The 18,540-nt window shown below is 70.9% G+C and carries 7 protein-coding genes; 3 read left to right on the top strand and 4 right to left on the bottom strand.

The features are described 5' to 3' along the window. Positions 1-19: 19 nt before the first annotated feature. The 3 genes from LR393_RS17815 to LR393_RS17805 are packed head-to-tail and all read right to left on the bottom strand — an operon-like array spanning position 20 to position 8,618. The gene (locus tag LR393_RS17815; protein ID WP_231485074.1) at positions 20-1,873 is read right to left on the bottom strand and encodes a Gfo/Idh/MocA family oxidoreductase; all 1,854 of its coding nucleotides are present in this window, start codon (positions 1,871-1,873) and stop codon (positions 20-22) included. Beyond that, positions 1,870-3,081, bottom strand: coding sequence for a hypothetical protein (locus tag LR393_RS17810; RefSeq protein WP_231485073.1), 1,212 nt, complete (start codon positions 3,079-3,081; stop codon positions 1,870-1,872). Before LR393_RS17810 ends, LR393_RS17815 begins: the two co-directional genes overlap by 4 nt. After that, positions 3,078-8,618 carry a non-ribosomal peptide synthetase gene (locus LR393_RS17805; protein ID WP_231485072.1) on the bottom strand — a complete coding sequence of 1,847 codons (5,541 nt, stop codon included), beginning with the start codon at positions 8,616-8,618 and terminating at the stop codon, positions 3,078-3,080. The genes LR393_RS17810 and LR393_RS17805 overlap by 4 nt, the downstream gene beginning before the upstream one ends. Positions 8,619-8,803: 185 nt before the next feature. On the opposite strand from LR393_RS17805, the gene LR393_RS17800 reads away from it, so the two are divergent. After that, on the top strand, positions 8,804-10,501 hold the full coding sequence (locus LR393_RS17800) for a (2,3-dihydroxybenzoyl)adenylate synthase (RefSeq protein ID WP_231485071.1): 1,698 nt from the start codon (positions 8,804-8,806) through the stop codon (positions 10,499-10,501). Next, positions 10,498-17,052, top strand: a complete 6,555-nt coding sequence (locus LR393_RS17795; RefSeq protein ID WP_231485070.1) for a non-ribosomal peptide synthetase — start codon at positions 10,498-10,500, stop codon at positions 17,050-17,052. Before LR393_RS17800 ends, LR393_RS17795 begins: the two co-directional genes overlap by 4 nt. Positions 17,053-17,109: 57 nt before the next feature. Here LR393_RS17795 and LR393_RS17790 read toward each other — a convergent pair whose 3' ends face one another. Further along, positions 17,110-17,304: a ferredoxin gene (locus tag LR393_RS17790; RefSeq protein ID WP_231485069.1), complete on the bottom strand. Its 195-nt coding sequence runs from the start codon at positions 17,302-17,304 to the stop codon at positions 17,110-17,112. A gap of 265 nt (positions 17,305-17,569) precedes the next feature. Between LR393_RS17790 and LR393_RS17785 the strand changes: the two genes are divergently transcribed. After that, positions 17,570-18,097 carry an AAA family ATPase gene (locus LR393_RS17785; RefSeq protein ID WP_345718657.1) on the top strand — a complete coding sequence of 176 codons (528 nt, stop codon included), beginning with the start codon at positions 17,570-17,572 and terminating at the stop codon, positions 18,095-18,097. The last annotated feature ends 443 nt before the right edge of the window (positions 18,098-18,540 follow it).

Here is an 18,540-nt window from a genome sequence, read left to right as displayed (position 1 = left end):
CTGGTTCGGGCAGAGACGATCACAGTGAGGACGAGGTGGCCGGGTCGGGCGGCGAACGCAGCACCCCCAGCGGTACAGCACCTTCCGTGCCGCCCTCGACGAGAGTTACCAGCGGCAGGTCCGCCTCGGCGGCGATGTCCCGAAGGCTGGTCGGACGCCAGACGTGATGGGCACTTTCCGACCGGTGGACCGAGCCCTCCCGCGACACCTGCCAGCTGCTCGTCATCAGGCTGGCACCGTTTCGGCCCGGAGCCACGGACAACGACCACTGCACGTCGTCCTGACCGATCCGGGCCTGCCCGAGCCGCAGGTCGCTGAACCGGGCCCCGGCGGTGACGGACAGCAGCTCCACGACGAGTGGCCCTCCGGGGACGATCCTTTCCTTCAGCCGGCGCCACAACGTCTGCCGTGCTTCAGGTTCCAGGTGCCCGGCCACCCCACAGACCAGGGCCGCCCCGATGCGCTCGGGCAACTCCAGGTCCGGAGCGGATCCATCGGTCACGCTCACGCGCTCGCGCAGGTCCGCGTCCCGCACCACCTTGGAAGTGAGCACGGCCCGCATCAGTGGATCCGGCTCCGCCGCGATGATGCGCACCCCGGGCCAGGCCTTCGCCACGGCCATGGTGAGGATGCCGGTGCCGGCCCCGATCTCGACGACCGGCCCGTCCTCCGGCCGGATCCCGGCCAGGGCCTTGACCACCTCGCTCGCCGACGTCGTCCGCCGCCCGGCGATCAGGTCGTAGAACTCCGCCTCGACGGAGTAGCCCGATGCGGCAACCTCCTGCTGACCGGAGGCACTTTCGTCGGCGACCACATCGTCCATCAGTTCGCTGATCGCAACCTTCACCGGCGCCCGCGCAGTGATCCTCTCCGGAGGGCCCAGATGCGTGGTCACGTCGTTCCAGATCCTGGCGGTGGACAGATCGAGTTGCGCCTGCCGTAGCGGATCGGAGCCCTCAGCCGCCAGCAGACCGCTCAAGGCCTGATCCACGGCCTCCGGCCACCGGTCCGCCAGGACCTCGGCCATGGCCACGGCGTCGGTGCCGGGCAGCACCGTGGTGCTGGACTGCCCGAGTCGTTGAGCCCCCGGGCCTTCCGTCACCAGCCGCCGGTGCTCGTCCCGGTCGGCATGCCAGCGAGGACTCCACAGCACCGGGCCGTGCGTGTCGGCGAGGGTGAGCACCCCGGCGGACGTACCCACCGCGATCCGGTGCCACAGCAGCGCCTGGTTGTCCCGGTCGAGCGGATCGAGCTGGTTCTGCACGCGCAGCGTCACCGGGACGCCGGCGAACGTGCCGGTCACCGACCGTAAGGGGCCCGACCCCGCCACATCCTTCCAGGACCACGGCCGGACCCCACCGAGCGCCGCCGCCAGGATGTCGATGAGTGGATGCAGCACGTGCACCGGAGAGGCCGCGTCCACGAACAGAATCTCGGAACGCTGCGCCAGGCGCCGGGCCGCATCGATGAAAACCCGGACCGGACGGACGTGCCGGTAGTGCAGGTTCATCCGGTGCTGCACGCCGTGCTCGCGGGCCACCCGCGCGCAGGCCAGCAGTTCGTCCGGGTGCAGCGGATGTTCCTGGAGCACGGGCACCTTCCGGGCCAGAAAGTTCTGGGCGACAGCGCTGCCGTCACCACCCGAGATGGCCGAGCCCACCGCGACACACGCCACGTCCGCGGCCTCGGCCGCCTCGTCGCATCCGTCCGTCAGATCGAAGTACGGGACACCGTGAACGGCGGCCAGTTCCCTGGATGCCGCACCACCTCGTCCCGCGACGCCTGCGAACTGGTACCGGTCGGGGCGTGAAGCCACCGCTCGGGCGTGGATGCGCCCGAAGCCACCGCCGACGACCACGACCCGCGCGGTCACAGCACTCCCTCTTCGTCCTCGGCGCCACCGTCGACGATGTCGATACGGGTACCCGGGTCGGCCAGCCGCAGGTGCTCGATCAGTGTCCGGGGATCCAGGCCGCGATCGGCGAAATGTAAACCTGAGCGGACCATTCCGCTGAGAATCTGCGCGACCGCACAGGCACCTACGGCCCCGGTCAGCCGGTAGCTGTCGGGACTGCGCACCAGCAGCGACTGCTGACGGCCATCGGTCCGGGTGATCTCGAAGACCATGCGGTAGTGAGGATTACGACCGCTGAGATCCACCTCGGCAGCCCGCAGGATGCTCTCCACCAGGTCTTCCATCGGCACCTCGCGGTGCCGCGCGGCCGGCAGGGTGGCCAGCCGGGCCCGGACCGCGGCCCCCGGATGCACGTGATACCAGTCCAGGTCGCGCAGGTTCAGGGCCTCCGCCACCCGCTCGGCCTCACGGCTGAGGAACGGCTGGATCCCGACCCGACCTTCGAAACCCGGTGCTTCGGCATCCTCGTTCGCGGTCAGGACCCGCGAGCGCCGGGCACCCTCGCGCCACGCAGCACCGGCCTCACCGAAAAGGTTTCCGCTGGCGGCAGCACCGAGCGAGAGCACCAGGTCGGCCGCGACGGTCGTGGTCGCCCGTTCCAGGCCACCGGTGTACACCGCCAGGCTCGCACCCACAGCCGGATGCTTCTGGTCACCGCTGGGCCCGGCCGGCCCCGACCCCGTCGGCTTCGGGTCCGGGCCCGTGACTGCCTCGGCCAGCAGTCGCGGCAGCAGCCCGGACAGTCCGGGCAGCGTCCCGGCCGACAGCACCACGGGGACCGGTGCCGGTCCGCGGGCCAGCAGGGCGTCGTGGACCGGCTGTTCCCCGGTGACCAGCACACAGGCCACCTGCTCGGCCAGCGCCGCTACCGGGACCGCCTCTCCCAGTTCATAACTGGGCCCGGTGCAGTCCAGCACCACCACGCAGCCACGGACGAACTCCCGCAGCCGGTGCTGGTCGGTGACATCGACCGCCAGCACCTCGGCAACGGCTTCCTCACCGGACGGTCCTTCAACGACGCGGAGGCCGGCTTCCCGCGCGGTCCTCGCTACCTGGGCGCTATTGCGGGCGCCGAGCCTCAGGGGCCCGATCCGCAGACGCACCAGCGCCTCGACGGCAGCGGCTCCCACAGCGCCGGAAGCACCCAGCACTCCGATCGGCTTCATCGCAGCACCGCCCCGTCGGTGATGTCCATCAGCGAGTCCAGCAGCCCGGCCGCACGGTCCACGTCGATGCAGGTGAAGTGGTCACCGGGAACGTCCACGATGCTGAGGTCACCCAGGCACAGGTCGGACCAGTGCCGGGTCACCGCGTCACGGCTGCCCGGGAAGGGGTAGGCGCCGCTGTGGCGCAGGAACGTGATGTCACCGGCGTACGGCTCGGGCTGGTAGCGCGTGATGGCGAAGACGCTCTGGCGGAACGTCTCACGCAGGCGGTCCATGTGCTCGGGCTCGTACATGCCCGCCGTGGCCGGGACCAGTTCGCACATCCGTTCCACCCGCACCGCCTTCGGCCGGGCCGTCAGCTCGGTGAAGCACTCACGCACGTCGGCGAAGTCGTCGCCCAGCCGGGTGAAGGCTCCTTCCTCGATGACGCCGTCGCCCGCCACCAGGGCGGCATCGGCGGCCGCGGCGACGCGCAGCTCGTCGGCCGGGAACCCCAGGGCCTGCGGGTCGATGCCCATCATGATCGCGAACGAGTACTCGCTGAGTAGTTCGTCGTCCAGCCGGAAACGCGGGCTGTGACTGCTGATCGCGGTGAAGGTGGCCACCTCGGCCCCGGCCTCGGCCAGGCCCCGGGCGATCTCGGTGGCGATCAGGCCACCCAGGCAGTAGCCGATGACGTGGACGGGCCCGCGGGCCAGCGGAGCCAGTTCCCTCACGTAGCGGGCCGAGACCTCCTCGATCAGCCCTTCCGGATCGGCCTGCAGGAAGTCCGGCAGGTGTGGCACCTCCACCCCCACGACGTGCCCGGTGCCGGCCGAGCGACGCCGGATCTCGGTGATCAGCGCCCGGTAGGGCATGACCGTTCCCGTGCCCGCGTGCACCAGCACGGTCAGCGGTCCGGCCCCGTCCGGATCACCGTGCAACGCGACCACAGCGTTCGTCCGTTTCTGCGCGGTGGCGCCCACCTCGTCCTTCATCGCCCCCGAAAGGCCGCGCAGGTAGGCCGCCAGCGCTGCGACGGTGGGACGGCGCAGCATCTCCCGCAGCACCACCTCCCACTCGGCCGTGACCACGCCCGGCACGCGCTCACGCAGCGCCGCCACCAGCCGGGCGACCAGCAGCGAATCACCGCCCAGGGCAAAGAAGTCGTCCTCCCGCCCGACCTTTTCCACGCCGAGCAGCTCGGCCCACAGGTCGGCCAGCTGGCTCTCCAGCGCACCCTGCGGACTGCCACCCGCGCTGACGGCCGACGGGGCGGCCGATCCCGCGACCACCAGTGCGGTCAGAGCCGTGCGGTCGACCTTGCCGTTGCGGGTCAGGGGCAGGTGGTCCACGACCGTCCAGCGGCTGGGGACCATGTAGGACGGCAACCGGTCCGACACGGCACGGGTCAGGGCCTGCGGTTCCACGACAGCCCGCGTGGTCTTGGCCTGAGCCAGGATCAGCCGCTGCCCGGTGGGGTACAGCGGTTCCCCCGCACCCGGCAGTTCCCCGCGCAGTTCGAAGCCGGCCGCCTCCAGACCGGTGTGCCACTGGGCAGCGGTGAGGAAGGCCTGCCCCTGGGTGGCGCGGGCGTCATGGACGGGACCGGCAGCAGCTTCCAGGAACTCGGTGGAGACCAGCAGCGCCGGGTCCTCGTCGTGGGTCTGCTCGATCACCGCGATCCACCCCCCGGGCGCCAGGAGGCTGTGCACGTGGCGCAGCGCCGCGTCGATGTCGGGCAGGGCGTGCAGGTGGTTGCCCGCCACCACGACGTCCGCGCTGTTGGCCGCGAATCCCTGGCCGGCCGGGTCTTTCCTCAGGTCGAGGCGGGCGGCGCGGACCCAGGGATGCTCGGGGAACCGGTCCGCCGTCTCGGCGACGAAGAACGCCGCGGGATCGGTGAACAGGTACGCGGGGCGGTCGGCCGCCAGGGCCGGAACCAGCCGGGTCGTCGTGCCGGCCACGCCCCCACCGACCTCGAGCACCCGCAGCGGCGCCGAGCGCCGGCCGGCGATGGCGCCCAGCGCCGCCCCGAGAGCATCGTGAAGGTGGGCGACGGCGAGGTTGTCCCGGTACGCACCCATCATGAGCTCGGGACGGGCTCCGGGGAAAAGCAGTTCCCGCACGTCCACGCTGCCGTCCACCAGCCCGCCGAGATTCTCGATACAGGTCGTGACGATGCGCGCGAGGTCCGAGCCGTACTCCAGCTGACCCGCCGCCGACTGCAGCCGCGTCACAGCGGAACCGAAGCCCCCGTCGCCGTCGCCGTCGCCGGAAGCGGCCGGGTCGGTCCAGCGCCACGTTCCGTCCACCGCCCGGGCGAGCACCCCGGACGCGGCGAGGGCGGGCAACCAGCGCCGAACCACCGGCGCTGACTGTTGGCTCGCGCCCACGGCCTCACAGACGTCCTCGGTCGTGCTGTTCGTTCCCACTGCCGTGCGCTCGCGCAGCAGAGCGGTCATGGCCGCCACCGCAGCATCGGCGAGGGCGTCGCGGAAGGCGGCGAAAGCGTCCTCGTCGATACGGTTCTGGGCTTCGGTGGAAGCCTCCTTCGCTGCACTGAGAGCCAGCGGGTACTCCTGGCTCCAGGGGTCCGGCGAGGCATCCAGGACGGCCGGTTCGACGACCCCGACGATGTGCCGGGCGCCGGAGGGTTCGGTCTCCACGACCGCGGCGGCGGCACCGACCGCGGGGTGGGCCAGCATCGCGGCCTCCACCTCGGCCAGCTCGATCCGGTATCCGCGGATCTTCACCTGCGTGTCCTCACGGCCCAGGAACTCGATCTCCCCGTCGGGCCGGTAGCGACCGAGATCACCGGTGCGGTAGAGCCGTTCGCCGCTGACCGGGTGGATGACGAAGCGCTCGGCCGTGCGCTGCGGATCACCCAGGTATCCCAGGGCCACCCCGATGCCACCGATGAGCAGTTCGCCGGGACACCAGTCCGGAACCGGTTCCAGATCCTGATCCAGGACATGGAAGGTCTGGTTCCTGAGCGGTTTTCCGTAGGGAATGCTGGGCCGCCGCGGGTCGACCTCGCCGATGGTGTGCCAGATCGACCAGACCGCGGCCTCGGTGGCTCCGCCCAGGCTGACGACGGTCAGGCCGGGCATCAGGGCCCGGGCGGCGTCCGGCAGGGTGACCGGGATCCAGTCCCCGCTGAGCAGGGCCACCCTCAGGGCGCCCGGGACGGCGGCAGGGTCGGTCCGCAGGTGGTCGACGAGCATCTGCATCTGGCCGGGCACCGAGTTCCAGATCGAAACCTGATGCCGAACAGCCAGTTCAGCCCAGTGCGAGGGGTCCCCCCGGCGCTGGGGATCGGGCAGGACCAGACGGCCACCTCGTCCCAGCACCGCGAACACGTCGAAGACCGACAGGTCGAACCCCAGTCCGGCCAGCCCCAGGACGGCGTCCTGCTCCCCCAGGCCGACCCTCTCGGCGACGTCGTCCAGAGTGTTCAGCGCTGCGCGGTGGCTGATCATGACGCCCTTGGGCACGCCGGTGGATCCGGACGTGTAGATCACGTAGGCCAGGTCGTCGGGCCTGACGTCCGGGGAGGTCACCTCGTCGGCACGGTCCGGCAGTTCGTCCACCACGACGACCCGGCGCACCCCGTCCCGGGCGGGGTCGGCGTGGGCAGCCAGCTGGGCGGAGGTCACCACGCTGCGCACCTGTGCGCTGTCCAGGACCACGGCCCGCCGGGCGGCCGGCTGGCTGATCTCCACCGGCAGGTAGGCACCGCCGGCCAGCATGACCCCGAGGACTGCGGTGATCTGCTCCGGGCTCTTGTCCACGTAGACGGCGACCGGTTCGCCGGGTCGCACCCCTCGCAGGGCAGAGGCGACCGCACGCGCCCGGTTCAGCAGCTGCGCGTAAGTGAGAACGCCGCCGGGGCCGTCGATCGCCACCGCGTCGGGTGTGCGTTCCGCCTGGGCGAGGACGTCTTCGTGCAGGAGCCGATCCGGCACCCAGGACCCGGTGTCGTTGATCTCGGCGCGCCGGGCCACCTGGTGGGCCGGAAGGTCGGCGAGCGTTCGCCGGTCCCAGGCCGTGTCGTCCCCGGCCAGGGAAGCCACCAGATCGGCGAAGCCGGCGAAGGCGTCCTCGGCGACCCCCGGGGCCAGGACACCGTCGCGCACGTCCCAGGACAGGATCAGGTCGGTTCCGCGGCGCACGGTCTGGCAGTCGATCCAGACCTGAGGGGTTCGGGTGGAGACATATTCCACGACAACGGTTTCGACCGTCTCCGGCGCAGGGGAAACCGGCAGGTCGAGCGTGCTGGTGAAGACCACCGGCAGCAGTGGCCGTCGGCCGGTCCGCCGGGCCACCTCGGCCGCTACCTCGGTGCCCGGGAACAGCGCGTGGTCAAGGTCTTCCAGCAGGCGCCCGGCCACGGCCCGGGCGTGGCCGGTGACATCGAGACGCTCACTCAGGTCGACTTCGAGCAGTTCGATGGTGGTGAAGTCGCCGATCAGCCGGTCGACGTCCTCGTGCAGCGGCAGGCGACCGAAGGTCGGAACAGTGAGGGTGAAGGCGCGCTTACGGCTCCACCGGCCGATGGCCAGGGCGTAGGCGGTCATCAGGACCGACGACACCGTCAGCCCCCGGGCCCGAGAACGGCGTTCGAGTCCGGCCAGCTGGCCGGCCGAGAGCGTGCGCTCCCGACGGCTGAACGTCGCGGGGCCTTCGTCGCGCGAAACTCCGGTGGCCAAGGGCAGTTCAGGGGCGCCGGGCAAGGCCTGGGCCCGCCTGGCCCAGTAGGCACGATCGCGCTGGTAACGGGCCGTGTCGGTGATCGAGCGCCGCGCGGTGAGGTAGTCGCGAAAGGTCAGTTCGGAGCTCTCTCCGGCGCTGACCGCGGCCGAATCCGGATCGAGCAGCGCCTGGTACTCGGCCAGGAGCTGCTGCACACCGGCGTAGTCAGCAATCAGGAGGTCGATCCCCAGATGCAGGACGGCCGCCTGGTCACCGCGGGTGACATGCAGGTCGATCAGTGGCCACCGGTCCGGCGCAGCCGTGCGCCCTTCCAGCCGGGATCGGTTCGCCGTCAAGGCATTTTCGAAGCTCTCCGGGCCCTGCCCGCGGATGTCGTCGTAGCCGATCGGCAGGTCGGGAACGTGTTCGAGCACGTGCTGCGTCCCGTCCGGGTGGACGAGGGTGCGCAGGGCCCCGTGCCGGTGCACCAGTTCTGTCCAGACCTGGCGTACGGCCTCAGGATCGAGGTCGGCGTGCCTGATCTCGACATACGCCGAGCAGGACACCCCGCCGTACTCGTAGGCCCCGCTGCGGCCGGCGAGGTAGGCCACCTGGACCTCGGTGAGCGGGAAGGGCCGATGGGCCGAACCCGGATCCGGCACGGCCCGGGGCAGCGTGTCCGCGCCACCCAGACCGCCCGAGGCACCCCATCGCTCCAGCAGCGCCGCTCGATGCATCGCGACCTGGTCGCGGAGGTTCTGGCCGAAGGCACCGCGAGGGGCACGGAACCGCAGGGCCCCGTCGTCCACCCACAATCGCACTCCGGCCTCGTCGAGTTCGCGCACAAGTTCGTCAAGCCCCACGTGGATGCCGTCCTTTCACACCCGCGGCCATGCCGCGAGAAACCTGGCCGGCGGCCCGGACATCGGTCCGGGAGTCACGTCCGGCACTTTCACGCCGCCTACCAATTGAGAATGATTTTCACAATCAGGTAGCCTCATGCAAGCACAGCTGAGCACGATGACGCCAGAGGGAGGCGGCAGAGACCGTGACGGACCCCGCCCCGGTGAACGATTTCTTCACCATCAGTTCCGGGTACTCACAGCTATGGAAGAGCGCTACTCTCAGTGGCGAGTTGCGCCGATGGGCGCGACATTGGCCCCACCGCACCGCCGTCGTGGACCCGCAGGAGAGGCTGACCTTCGCCGCTCTGGACGGCGCCGCCGACCGAATAGCAGCAGGTCTGGCCCGGATCGGGCTGCGCCGGGGCGACCGGGTCGTGGTGCAACTACCGAACCGGGCCGACTTTCTGCGGGTGTGGTTCGGCCTGCAGCGCCTGGGAGCCGTGCCGGTGCATGCGATGCCGGCCCACCGGCGGGACGAGATCGTCCATCTGGCAGCGACTTCAGGAGCATCGGCACTGGTGGTGGCCGATCGGCAGGGAAGCTTCGACCTGCGTGAGATGGCCGACCAGGTAGGCCGGACCCTCCGGGAAAGGGGCCTGGCCCCACCCACGGTCATCGTCGCCGGGAAGGCCGGCACACCGCATCGGGTCTCGCTGGCCGATCTGGACGAAGAACTCGATCACGGCCCGGTTCCCGCGCCCGGACCGGGTCGCCGGCTCCTGCCCGTCGAGGGACCCGATCCGGACGACCCCGACGGTCCGGCCCCCGGCGACCTGGCCCTTCTGCTGATCTCCGGTGGCACCACCGGCCGGCCGAAGCTCATCCCGCGAAGCCACACCGACTACCTGCTCACTGCGGAACTCGGTGCAGCCGCGGCCGACGTCGGTCCGGACACGGTCTATCTGGCCGTACTGCCCATCGGCTTCAACTTCACTCTGGCCTGCCCCGGCGTACTGGGCACCCTGGCCTCGGGCGGAACCGTCGTCCTGGCGCCCGATCCCAGCCCGGCCACCGCCTTCGCCCTGATCGAGACCGAGGGTGTGACCCACACCGCGCTCACCCCAGCCCTCGTACCCCACTGGCTCGCCGAGGCCCAGACCTGGCCCGAGGCCCTGCATTCCCTGCGGGTGGTGCAGGTCGGTGGCGCCCGGCTGCCCGACGAGCTGGCCCGCGTCGCCGGACCGGCTCTGGGAGCAAGGATCCAGCAGGTCTACGGCATGGCCGAAGGACTGATCTGCTACACCGCACTGGACGACGAGCCGGAACTGATCGCCACCACCCAGGGCCGGCCCAGCTGCCCGGAAGACGATCTGCTGATCGTCGATCCCGCATCCGGTGCACCGGTCCCGGACGGGCAGGCCGGTGAGCTGCTGGTGCGCGGGCCTTACACCCTGAGCGCCTATTACAACGGCCCGGTGCCCGACCCGGCCTTCACCCCCGACGGTTACTACCGCTCCGGAGACCTGGTGCGCCGGCTTCCGACCGGGCACGTCGTCGTGGTCGGCCGGGTAAAGGACCAGATCAACCGGGGTGGCGAGAAGTACGCCGCCATCGAGATCGAGGACCACCTGCTCGACCTGCCCGGGATCCGTGCGGTAGCCATTGTCGGCATCCCGGACCAGGACTGGGGTGAAGCCGCGGTGGCCGTCCTCGTCCACGACGGTCCCGCACCGAGCGTGCGCGCCCTGGCGACCCACCTGCGCGAGCGCGGTCTGGCGGCCTACAAGGCACCCCAGCAGGTCCACAGCATCAGCCGGCTGCCGCTCACCCCCGTCGGCAAGGTCGACAAGCAGGCCCTGCGAGCGCTTCTGACATCCGTTCCGAAGGGACACCACCGATGAGCCCCCTCTCCCTGGATCCGGTCACCGCCCTGGCGGCCGCCCTGGACCTCGATCCGGCCGAGCTGACCGATGACACCGACCTTTTCGAGGTCGGCCTGGATTCCCTGACCGTGATCCGGCTGGTGGGCCAATGGCGCCGGGCCGGGCTGGACGTAGGTTTCTCCGACCTCGTCGGCAATCCCACGCCCGCCGGCTGGCGCAAGGCGATCCACGCGTCCTGCGCCACCACCCCCACCACGCCGGGGCCCGCCCCGGGCGACCCCGATGACGGCTCGCTGTTCGACCTGGCCACCCTGCAGCACGCGTATTGGGTCGGCCGCCAGGACGGACAGCCCTACGGAGGCGTCGCGGCGCACTTCTACGTCGAGCTCGACGGCGAAGGTGTCGATCCCGACCGGCTCCGGACGGCGTTCCGGAACGTCGTCCGGCGCCACAGCATGCTCCGGATGCGGGTCAGCCCCGAGGGCCGGCAGTGGACCGAGCCCCCGGCGGTCTCCGAACGGGCCGACATCACCGTGCACGATCTGCAGCACCTGACTGCGGACGAGCGCGGTGACGTCCTGCAGCGGATGCGCGATCGTCTGACCCACCGGCGGATGAACGTCGATGCCGGTCAGGTTCTCGATATTCAGCTCAGCCGGCTGCCGCAGGGACAGACGCGGCTGCACATCGACCTGGACATGATCGCCGCCGACGCCCTGAGCCTTCGCGTCCTGGTGTCCGACCTGGCCCGCGCCTACACCGACGACACCTGGACGGCACCGCAGCCACCAGCTACCTACCGGCAGTACCTGAGGGCCCGGGAGGCGACTGACGCCGTGGCCCGCGAGCGGGATCGGGCCTGGTGGTCCGAGCGTGCTGACGACCTGCCCGGCGCTCCGGGACTACCACTGCGCCCGGACGCCGGCGCCCCCGGAAACCTGGCCCGCAGCGTCCGGTTCCACCACTGGGCCAGTCCCGAGACGACGGCTGCCCTCGGTCGGGCCGCCGCAGCCCACGGCGTCACTCTCTCGGCCGCGCTGGCCACCGCCTTCGCCGAGAGCATCGGTGCCTGGTGCGAGCAGCCCCGGTTCCTGCTCAACCTGCCGCTGTTCGCGCGCCAGCCGATCGTTGCCGAGATGGAGTCGCTGGTCGGTGACTTCTCCTCCTCGGTGCTCCTGGGTGTCGACGTCTCCGGCAGCAGGCCGTTCGCGCAGCGCGCGGCCCGGGTGCGCGCCGATCTGCATGCCGCCGTCGCGCACGGAAGTTACGGCGGCGTCGAGGTTCTGCGTGACCTGGCCCGGCGGAACGGCGCTCCGGTGCTGGCGCCGGTGGTCTACACCAGCGCGGTGGGCCTGGGCGAGATCTACGGCCCCGAGGTCCGCGAGTGCTTCGGCCGGCCGGTGTGGACGGTCTCGCAAGGACCGCAGGTCTGGCTGGACGCCCAGGTCACCGAGCACGAGGGTGGCCTGCTGCTGAACTGGGACGTGCGGCTGGACGCCCTGCGGGAGGGCCCGGCCCGCGCCGCCTTCGAGACCTACCGCACGCTGGTCACGGCCCTGGCCGAGGATCCCGCAGCGTGGCAGTGCACCGACGTCGTGGTGACCCGGCCGCAACGACCGGCTCTCGACGCCACCTCACGACGCCATCCGCCCCGAACACTGCAGGCCCCCTTTCTCGACCACGCCCTACTTCACCCGTTACGAACCGCGCTGATCCATGGCGACAACACCCTGACCTACCGCGATCTGCACGATCTCGCCCAGCAGACCGCCCGGGACCTCCTGGCGGCCGGTGCACAACCCGGCGACAGCGTCGTGGTGACCCTTCCCAAGGGGGCCGAACAGGTCATCGCGGTGCTGGGCATCCTCCTGGCCGGGTGCACGTACGTCCCCGTCGGGGTGGACCAGCCGGCCGTCCGCAGGGCCCGCATCCACGCCGCCTCGGGTGCGCACCTGGCACTCACCGACCCCGACCACATCGACGACGTGACCGCCGCGGGCGCGCGTCCTCTGCTCGTCGCTTCCGGGAGCACCGGCCGCCCGGGGACACCGGTGACGGCTCGTTCGGCACCCTCCGACATTGCCTACGTGCTGTTCACGTCCGGATCCACCGGTGAGCCCAAGGGCGTGGAGATCTCCCACGCCGCGGCCGCGAACACCATCGACGCCCTGAACCGGTACTTCGGTGTCGGCCCGGACGACCGCGTCCTGACCGTCTCGGCCCTGGAGTTCGACCTCTCGGTGTACGACGTGTTCGGGCTCCTGAGCGCCGGGGGAACTTTGGTCGTCCTGCCGCAGGAACACCGGGCCGACCCGGTCGCCTGGCACCGGGCCGTCCGGCAGCACGGCGTCACCGTCTGGAACACCGTGCCTGCCGTGTTCGACCTCCTGCTCCGCGCCGCGCAGGGAAGTCCTCTGCCGTTGCGGACCGTGCTGCTGGGTGGCGACCGGGTGAGCGGCGATCTACCGACTCGCCTGCACGTTCTCGCTCCCGCCTGCCGTTTCGCCGCTCTCGGCGGAATGACCGAGGCCGCCATCCATTCGACCGTCCTCGACGTGTTTCCCGATCATCGGGACGCGACGAATCCCAGCCTGCCATGGGGTGTTCCGCTCGACGGGGTGGCCTGCCGGGTCGTCGATGACGAGGGGCGCGACCGGCCCGACGACGTCGTCGGCGAACTGTGGATGGGTGGAGCCGGACTGGCCGCCGGCTACCGTGGTGATCCCTCACGGACAGCTGAGCGGTTCGTTGAGAGCGACGGACGACGCTGGTACCGCACCGGGGACCTGGCCGTGGTGCGCAGCGGGGGCCGGCTCGAGTTCGCCGGGCGGGCCGATCATCAGGTCAAGGTCAGCGGGCACCGGATCGAACTGGGCGAGGTCGAGGCCGCGCTGACGGCTCACCCCGGAGTGGTCGCGGCCTCCGTCCAGGCGGTGCCGGCCGGTGCGAGCACACAGCTGGCGGCCCTCGTTGTCGTTGTACATCACCATGATTCGTTGCTTTTGGACGATTGGCTGGCTGAGCGGTTACCTGCCCACATGCGCTGCTCGTGGTTCACCGCGACCGACGCCCTGCCCCTGAACCGCAACGGCAAGGTGGATCGTCAGGCCGTCCGGACCCTCCTGCTGACGGCCGGCCCCGAAGCCCCCGCCGGGGAGGCACCCAGAACACCCCTGGAGCGCACCGTCGCGACCGCGTGGCAGGAAGTCCTGGGTCTTGACGCCGTCCACCGCGATGACGACTTCTTCGCCCTCGGTGGCGACTCGCTGCTGGCCACCCGCCTGCTCGTGGCCCTGAACCGGCTGGGCGCCGGCGGAGCCGGCCTGGGTGCCGTCTTCTCCCGCCCGCGCCTGGCCGACTTCTGCCGGGGCCTGGCCCTGGGTGCTTCATCGGGAACTGCACCGACGCTGGTGCTGGGCTCCGGCGACGGGTCCGCCGAGCGTCACTCCCCCTTCCCTCTGACCGATGTGCAGCGGGCCTACCTGACCGGCCGCAACCCCGAGATGCCACTGGGCGGCGTGGGCACCTGGCAGTACAACGAGTTCGACGGTGTCGACGTGGATCTGGACCGCCTCCAGGCGGCCTGGGACGCGGTCGCCGCTCGCCACGACATGCTGCACGCGGTGATCGAGGACGCACAGCAGCGGATCCCCGAGCAGCCGGCACCGGTGCGGATTGACGTGGCCGACGCCACTGACCAGACCGACCCGAGCCAGGCCCTGACCGATCTGCGCGAACGCCTGTCGCACCGCCTGGTCGACCTGGAGCGGGGACCACTGGTGGAGATCGCCGCCGTCCGGTACCGGCAGGACGGGCGAACCCGCACCCGGCTGGGGATCGGTTACGACTACATCGTCCTCGACGCCCTGTCGATCATGCGGGTGCTGACCGAGCTGGACACCCTGTACACCGACCCCGGCGCCGACCTCGGCCCGGTCGGGCCCTCGTTCCGCGACTACGTCCTGGCCCAGGCGGACTCCGAACCTCACCCCGACGACCTGGCCCACTGGGAACGACGTCTGGCCGATCTGCCTCCGGCACCCGAACTGCCGCTGCTGCAGCAGCCCGCGACCACGTCGGGCTTGCGGTTCGAACGACGCCAGCGGCTCCTGCCTCCCGCGACCTGGGCGGCTCTGCGGCACCGGGCGCGGATCTCGAAGGTGACCGTGCCGTCGCTGCTCCTGGCGGCCTACGGTGAGGTCCTGGCCCGCTGGAGCGCAACCACCGGGGTCACCGTCACGCTGACCCGCTTCGACCGGCGCCCCGTGCACCCCGAGATCGACCGCACGGTGGGTGACTTCACCACCCTGGCACCGGCCGGGTACCGGCGCGACGCACAGACCACCTTCGCCGCGGCGGTGCGTGCGGTACACCGGCGAACCGGTGAGGACCTGGACCACAGCCAGGTGCCCGCCTCCTGGCTGCTTCGCCGGCTGGCCACCGCCCAGGGCGATGTCCAGCCCGTACCCGTGGTGTTCACCAGCGCGATCGGCGTGGGCGACGGCGTGAGCATGGACCGCTCCCCCGGCTTCCCCCAGCCGATCTGGGGACTCTCGCAGTCACCGCAGGTGTGCCTGGACAATCAGGTGCTGCCCTCCCGCGGCGGACTGCAGGTCACCTGGGACAGCGCTCAGGGCCTCCTGCGCGAGGGCGTTCTGGACGCCATGTTCGAGGCCTACCTCTCGCTGCTGACCTGGCTGGCGGGCAACGACTGGAACGAACCCCTGCCCGACCTGCTGCCCACCGCCCAGCGTGAGGTGCGCGACCGGGTCTCGGCCACGGGCACCGGCGGTCCTCCCGCCACTCTCCTGACCCCGATCCTGGAACGGGCCGGGCGCTCACCGGATCACCCCGCCCTGATCGCGGCCGATGAGCCCGGCGCGCCCGTGACCACCTACGGGCAACTGGCTCAGGACATCGGCCGCTGGGCCGGTCTGCTGATCGGCCGGGGCGTACGGCGAGGCGATCTCGTGGCGGTGGCCCTGCCCAAGGGTCCGCAGCAGATCGCCGCAACTCTGGGGGTGCTGGCCGCCGGTGCTGCCTACGTCCCGGTGTCGGTGGCATCACCCCCCGCACGCCGGGACCGGCTGTACCGGCTGGCGGGCGTTGCCCAGGTGATCACCGAGAACCTTGCCGCATCGGTGGTTTCGAATGTTTCGAATGTTTCGGTGCCACCGGTACCGGTCAGTCCCTCCGACCTGGCCTACGTCATCTTCACCTCCGGCTCCACCGGCGAGCCGAAGGGGGTGGAGATGACGCACGACGCGGCGGCCAACACCTGCCGCGACATCATCACTCGTTACGGAGTTGGCCCCCAGGACAGGGTTCTGGCCCTGTCCTCGCTCGAGTTCGACCTGTCGGTGTTCGACATCTTCGGGGTGCTCGGCGCCGGTGGCACCCTGGTCATCCCCTCGGAAGAGGCGCGCCGCCACCCCGCTCGCTGGCTGAGTCACCTCACGACGCACCGGGTCAGCGTCTGGAATACCGTGCCGGCCCTGCTGGACCTCCTGATCACCGAGGCGGGCACCGGCGGACTGCCGGGCAGCCTGCGCCTCGGCCTGGTCTCCGGCGACTGGGTTCCCCTGGATCTGGCCGACCGGCTGCGCCGCGCCACCTCGTCGCACACCCGGCTGATCGCCCTGGGCGGCGCCACCGAGGCCGCCATCTGGTCCAACTCCTTCGAGGTCCGCGACGTGCCGGGACAGTGGACGTCCATCCCGTACGGTTTCGCACTGACCGGGCAGCACTACCGCGTGGTCGGCCCGTCTGGTCAGGACTCTCCCGACCAGGTGCCCGGGGAACTGTGGATCGGCGGACGCGGTGTCGCCCGGGGCTACCGCGGCGATCCGGATCGCACGGCTCAACGCTTTGTCCCGGTGGGCGGCGAACGCTTTTACCGGACGGGCGACCTGGGCCGTTTCTGGCCCGACGGCACCCTGGAGTTCCTGGGCCGCACCGACCACCAGGTCAAGATCAACGGTCACCGCCTGGAGCTGGGCGAGGTGGAGGCCGCCCTGGAGAGCCTGCCCGGCGTCAACCGGGCCGTGGTCGTGGCTCCCGGAGCCCGCAACCGCCGAACCCTCCACGCCGTGCTGGAGTCCGGTAGCGGTTCCCCCGACGAGGTCCAGGAGATCCGCGATGCTCTGCTGGCCGTACTGCCGGCTCACGCCGTCCCGACCCGGATCACCCGGGTGGAATCGCTGCCGCTCACCACGAACGGCAAGGTCGACCGCGGCGCGCTCCTGGCCCTGGCCATCAGCACCGAGAGCGGGCAGCAGACCAGGACCGCACAGGACGGGAGACGTGCGCTGACCTCGTGCGAGCAGGCGCTGAGTCCCTTGTGGGCAGAAGCCGTCGGAACGACCGCGATCGATCCCGACGAAGGCTTCTTCACCGCCGGTGGCGACAGCCTGGCCGCGTTGCGTCTGGTGGCCGCGGTGCGCGAGCGTTTCGGCGTTCCGGTGTCGGCCCGTGATCTGTTCGCCACCCCGAGCCTGGCCGGACTGGCTCGCCACCTCGAAGTTTCGGGAGCCGACCTCGACCTGGAGGCGGACGAAGGAGTTCTGTAGCCCTTGACCGCAGAAGGGGGGCCGGCCTTCACGGCCGGCCCCCCTTCTGTCATCGCTTCAGGTCCGTAACCGCAGGGCACCGGACGGACAGGCCCGGACTGCTCCCTCGACCCCGGTCCCCATCTTGATCGTCAATTCTCCCTCGAACGGCCGGATGATCCCGGTCTCCTCGTCCTGTTCGAAATGCTCCGGCGCCCATCGCACGCACTGCCCGGCACCCACGCACCGGTCCTGATCAACGGAAACCCTCATGATGCATCCACTTCCAGTCGGCCGGCCGCGGACTCGGCAACCCTCGCCTCGCGCACCCTCGGTGGGACGCGGCTTCGTCGCTTCTTCGCCCTCTTGTCGGCTAATGGTAATCATTCCCATTTAATCTGGATGGGATCACGCCCACCGGTCGCCCCGGCCTGCCCCTGCGGGTCCTGCGATGCCGTGCGCGCCATGGCCAAGACCTTGTGCGCGATCACCAAGGACTCCCCTCACCCGCAGGGGCCGATGTGCAGGAGGATGAATGATGCTCATCATCCTGTGCGGTCTGCCGGCGACGGGAAAGACCACCCTGGCCCAGGCTCTCGCCCGGCAGACCCAGGCCGTCCACCTGCGCGTCGACACCGTCGAACAAGCCATCGTCCGCTCCGGCCTGACCACCCACCCCGTGGGCGTGGCCGGATACGCCGTGGCCTACGCCCTGACCGAGGAACACCTACGCCAGGGACTCACCGTGATCGCCGAGTCAGTCAACCCGCTCGCCGTCACCCGCCAGGCCTGGCGAGACGTCGCCGCCCGAGCCCAGGTCCGCGCCCTCGAAGCCGAGATCATCTGCACCGACACGACCCAGCACCGCCACCGCGCCGAACATCGATCCGTGGACGTCCCCGGCCTCGTCCCACCCGGCTGGGACGCCATCGTCGGCCGCGACTACGAACCCTGGGACCGCCCTCACCTCACGATCGACACGGCCCTCCGCGACGTGGCCACCTGCGTCACCGATCTCCGTCAGGCCGTGGAAGCGGTGACGCCGGCCGGGCTGCGATCGATCTGACCGAGCGGCCGAACAGAAACAGCTGGACGCCCGCGGCCTGCGCCCGGACGGGTGATGAAAGACAGCCCGACCGGGTCCGTCGTGGCGATCTGGCAGACGTCGACGATGGTTCGGCGGGCTGCCCACGGCCAGGTCATCAGCGGGGCGGGGCAAGCCGTCGGATGCGTTGCCGGCCTGGCTGTCACGTTGTCGGCGTGGCTGCGGGTGGCACGAGGGGCCTTCTTGGCCGGGGCCGCCGAAAAGTTCCACGCACGCACGAGGTGCTCGCTCTGCGTAGGCAAGCAGCCGGGCCGGGCCCCGGGTGCCGGGGCCGATCCCCGACAGCGCCCAGAGGTGCCATCTGGCCCGGACAACGGCCCGCGCAGGGACCGCATCAGGCCTTCAGGGCTTCACATCATCAACCCACCGGCCAGGGTCGCACATTCATGTCCGCCGGATCTTCC

It is taken from the genome of Kineosporia mesophila (genome assembly GCF_021129235.1).
GTDB lineage: Bacteria > Actinomycetota > Actinomycetes > Actinomycetales > Kineosporiaceae > Kineosporia > Kineosporia mesophila.
The sequence above is the reverse complement of the archived record's forward strand: the minus strand, read 5'-3'. Positions and strand labels throughout refer to the sequence as shown.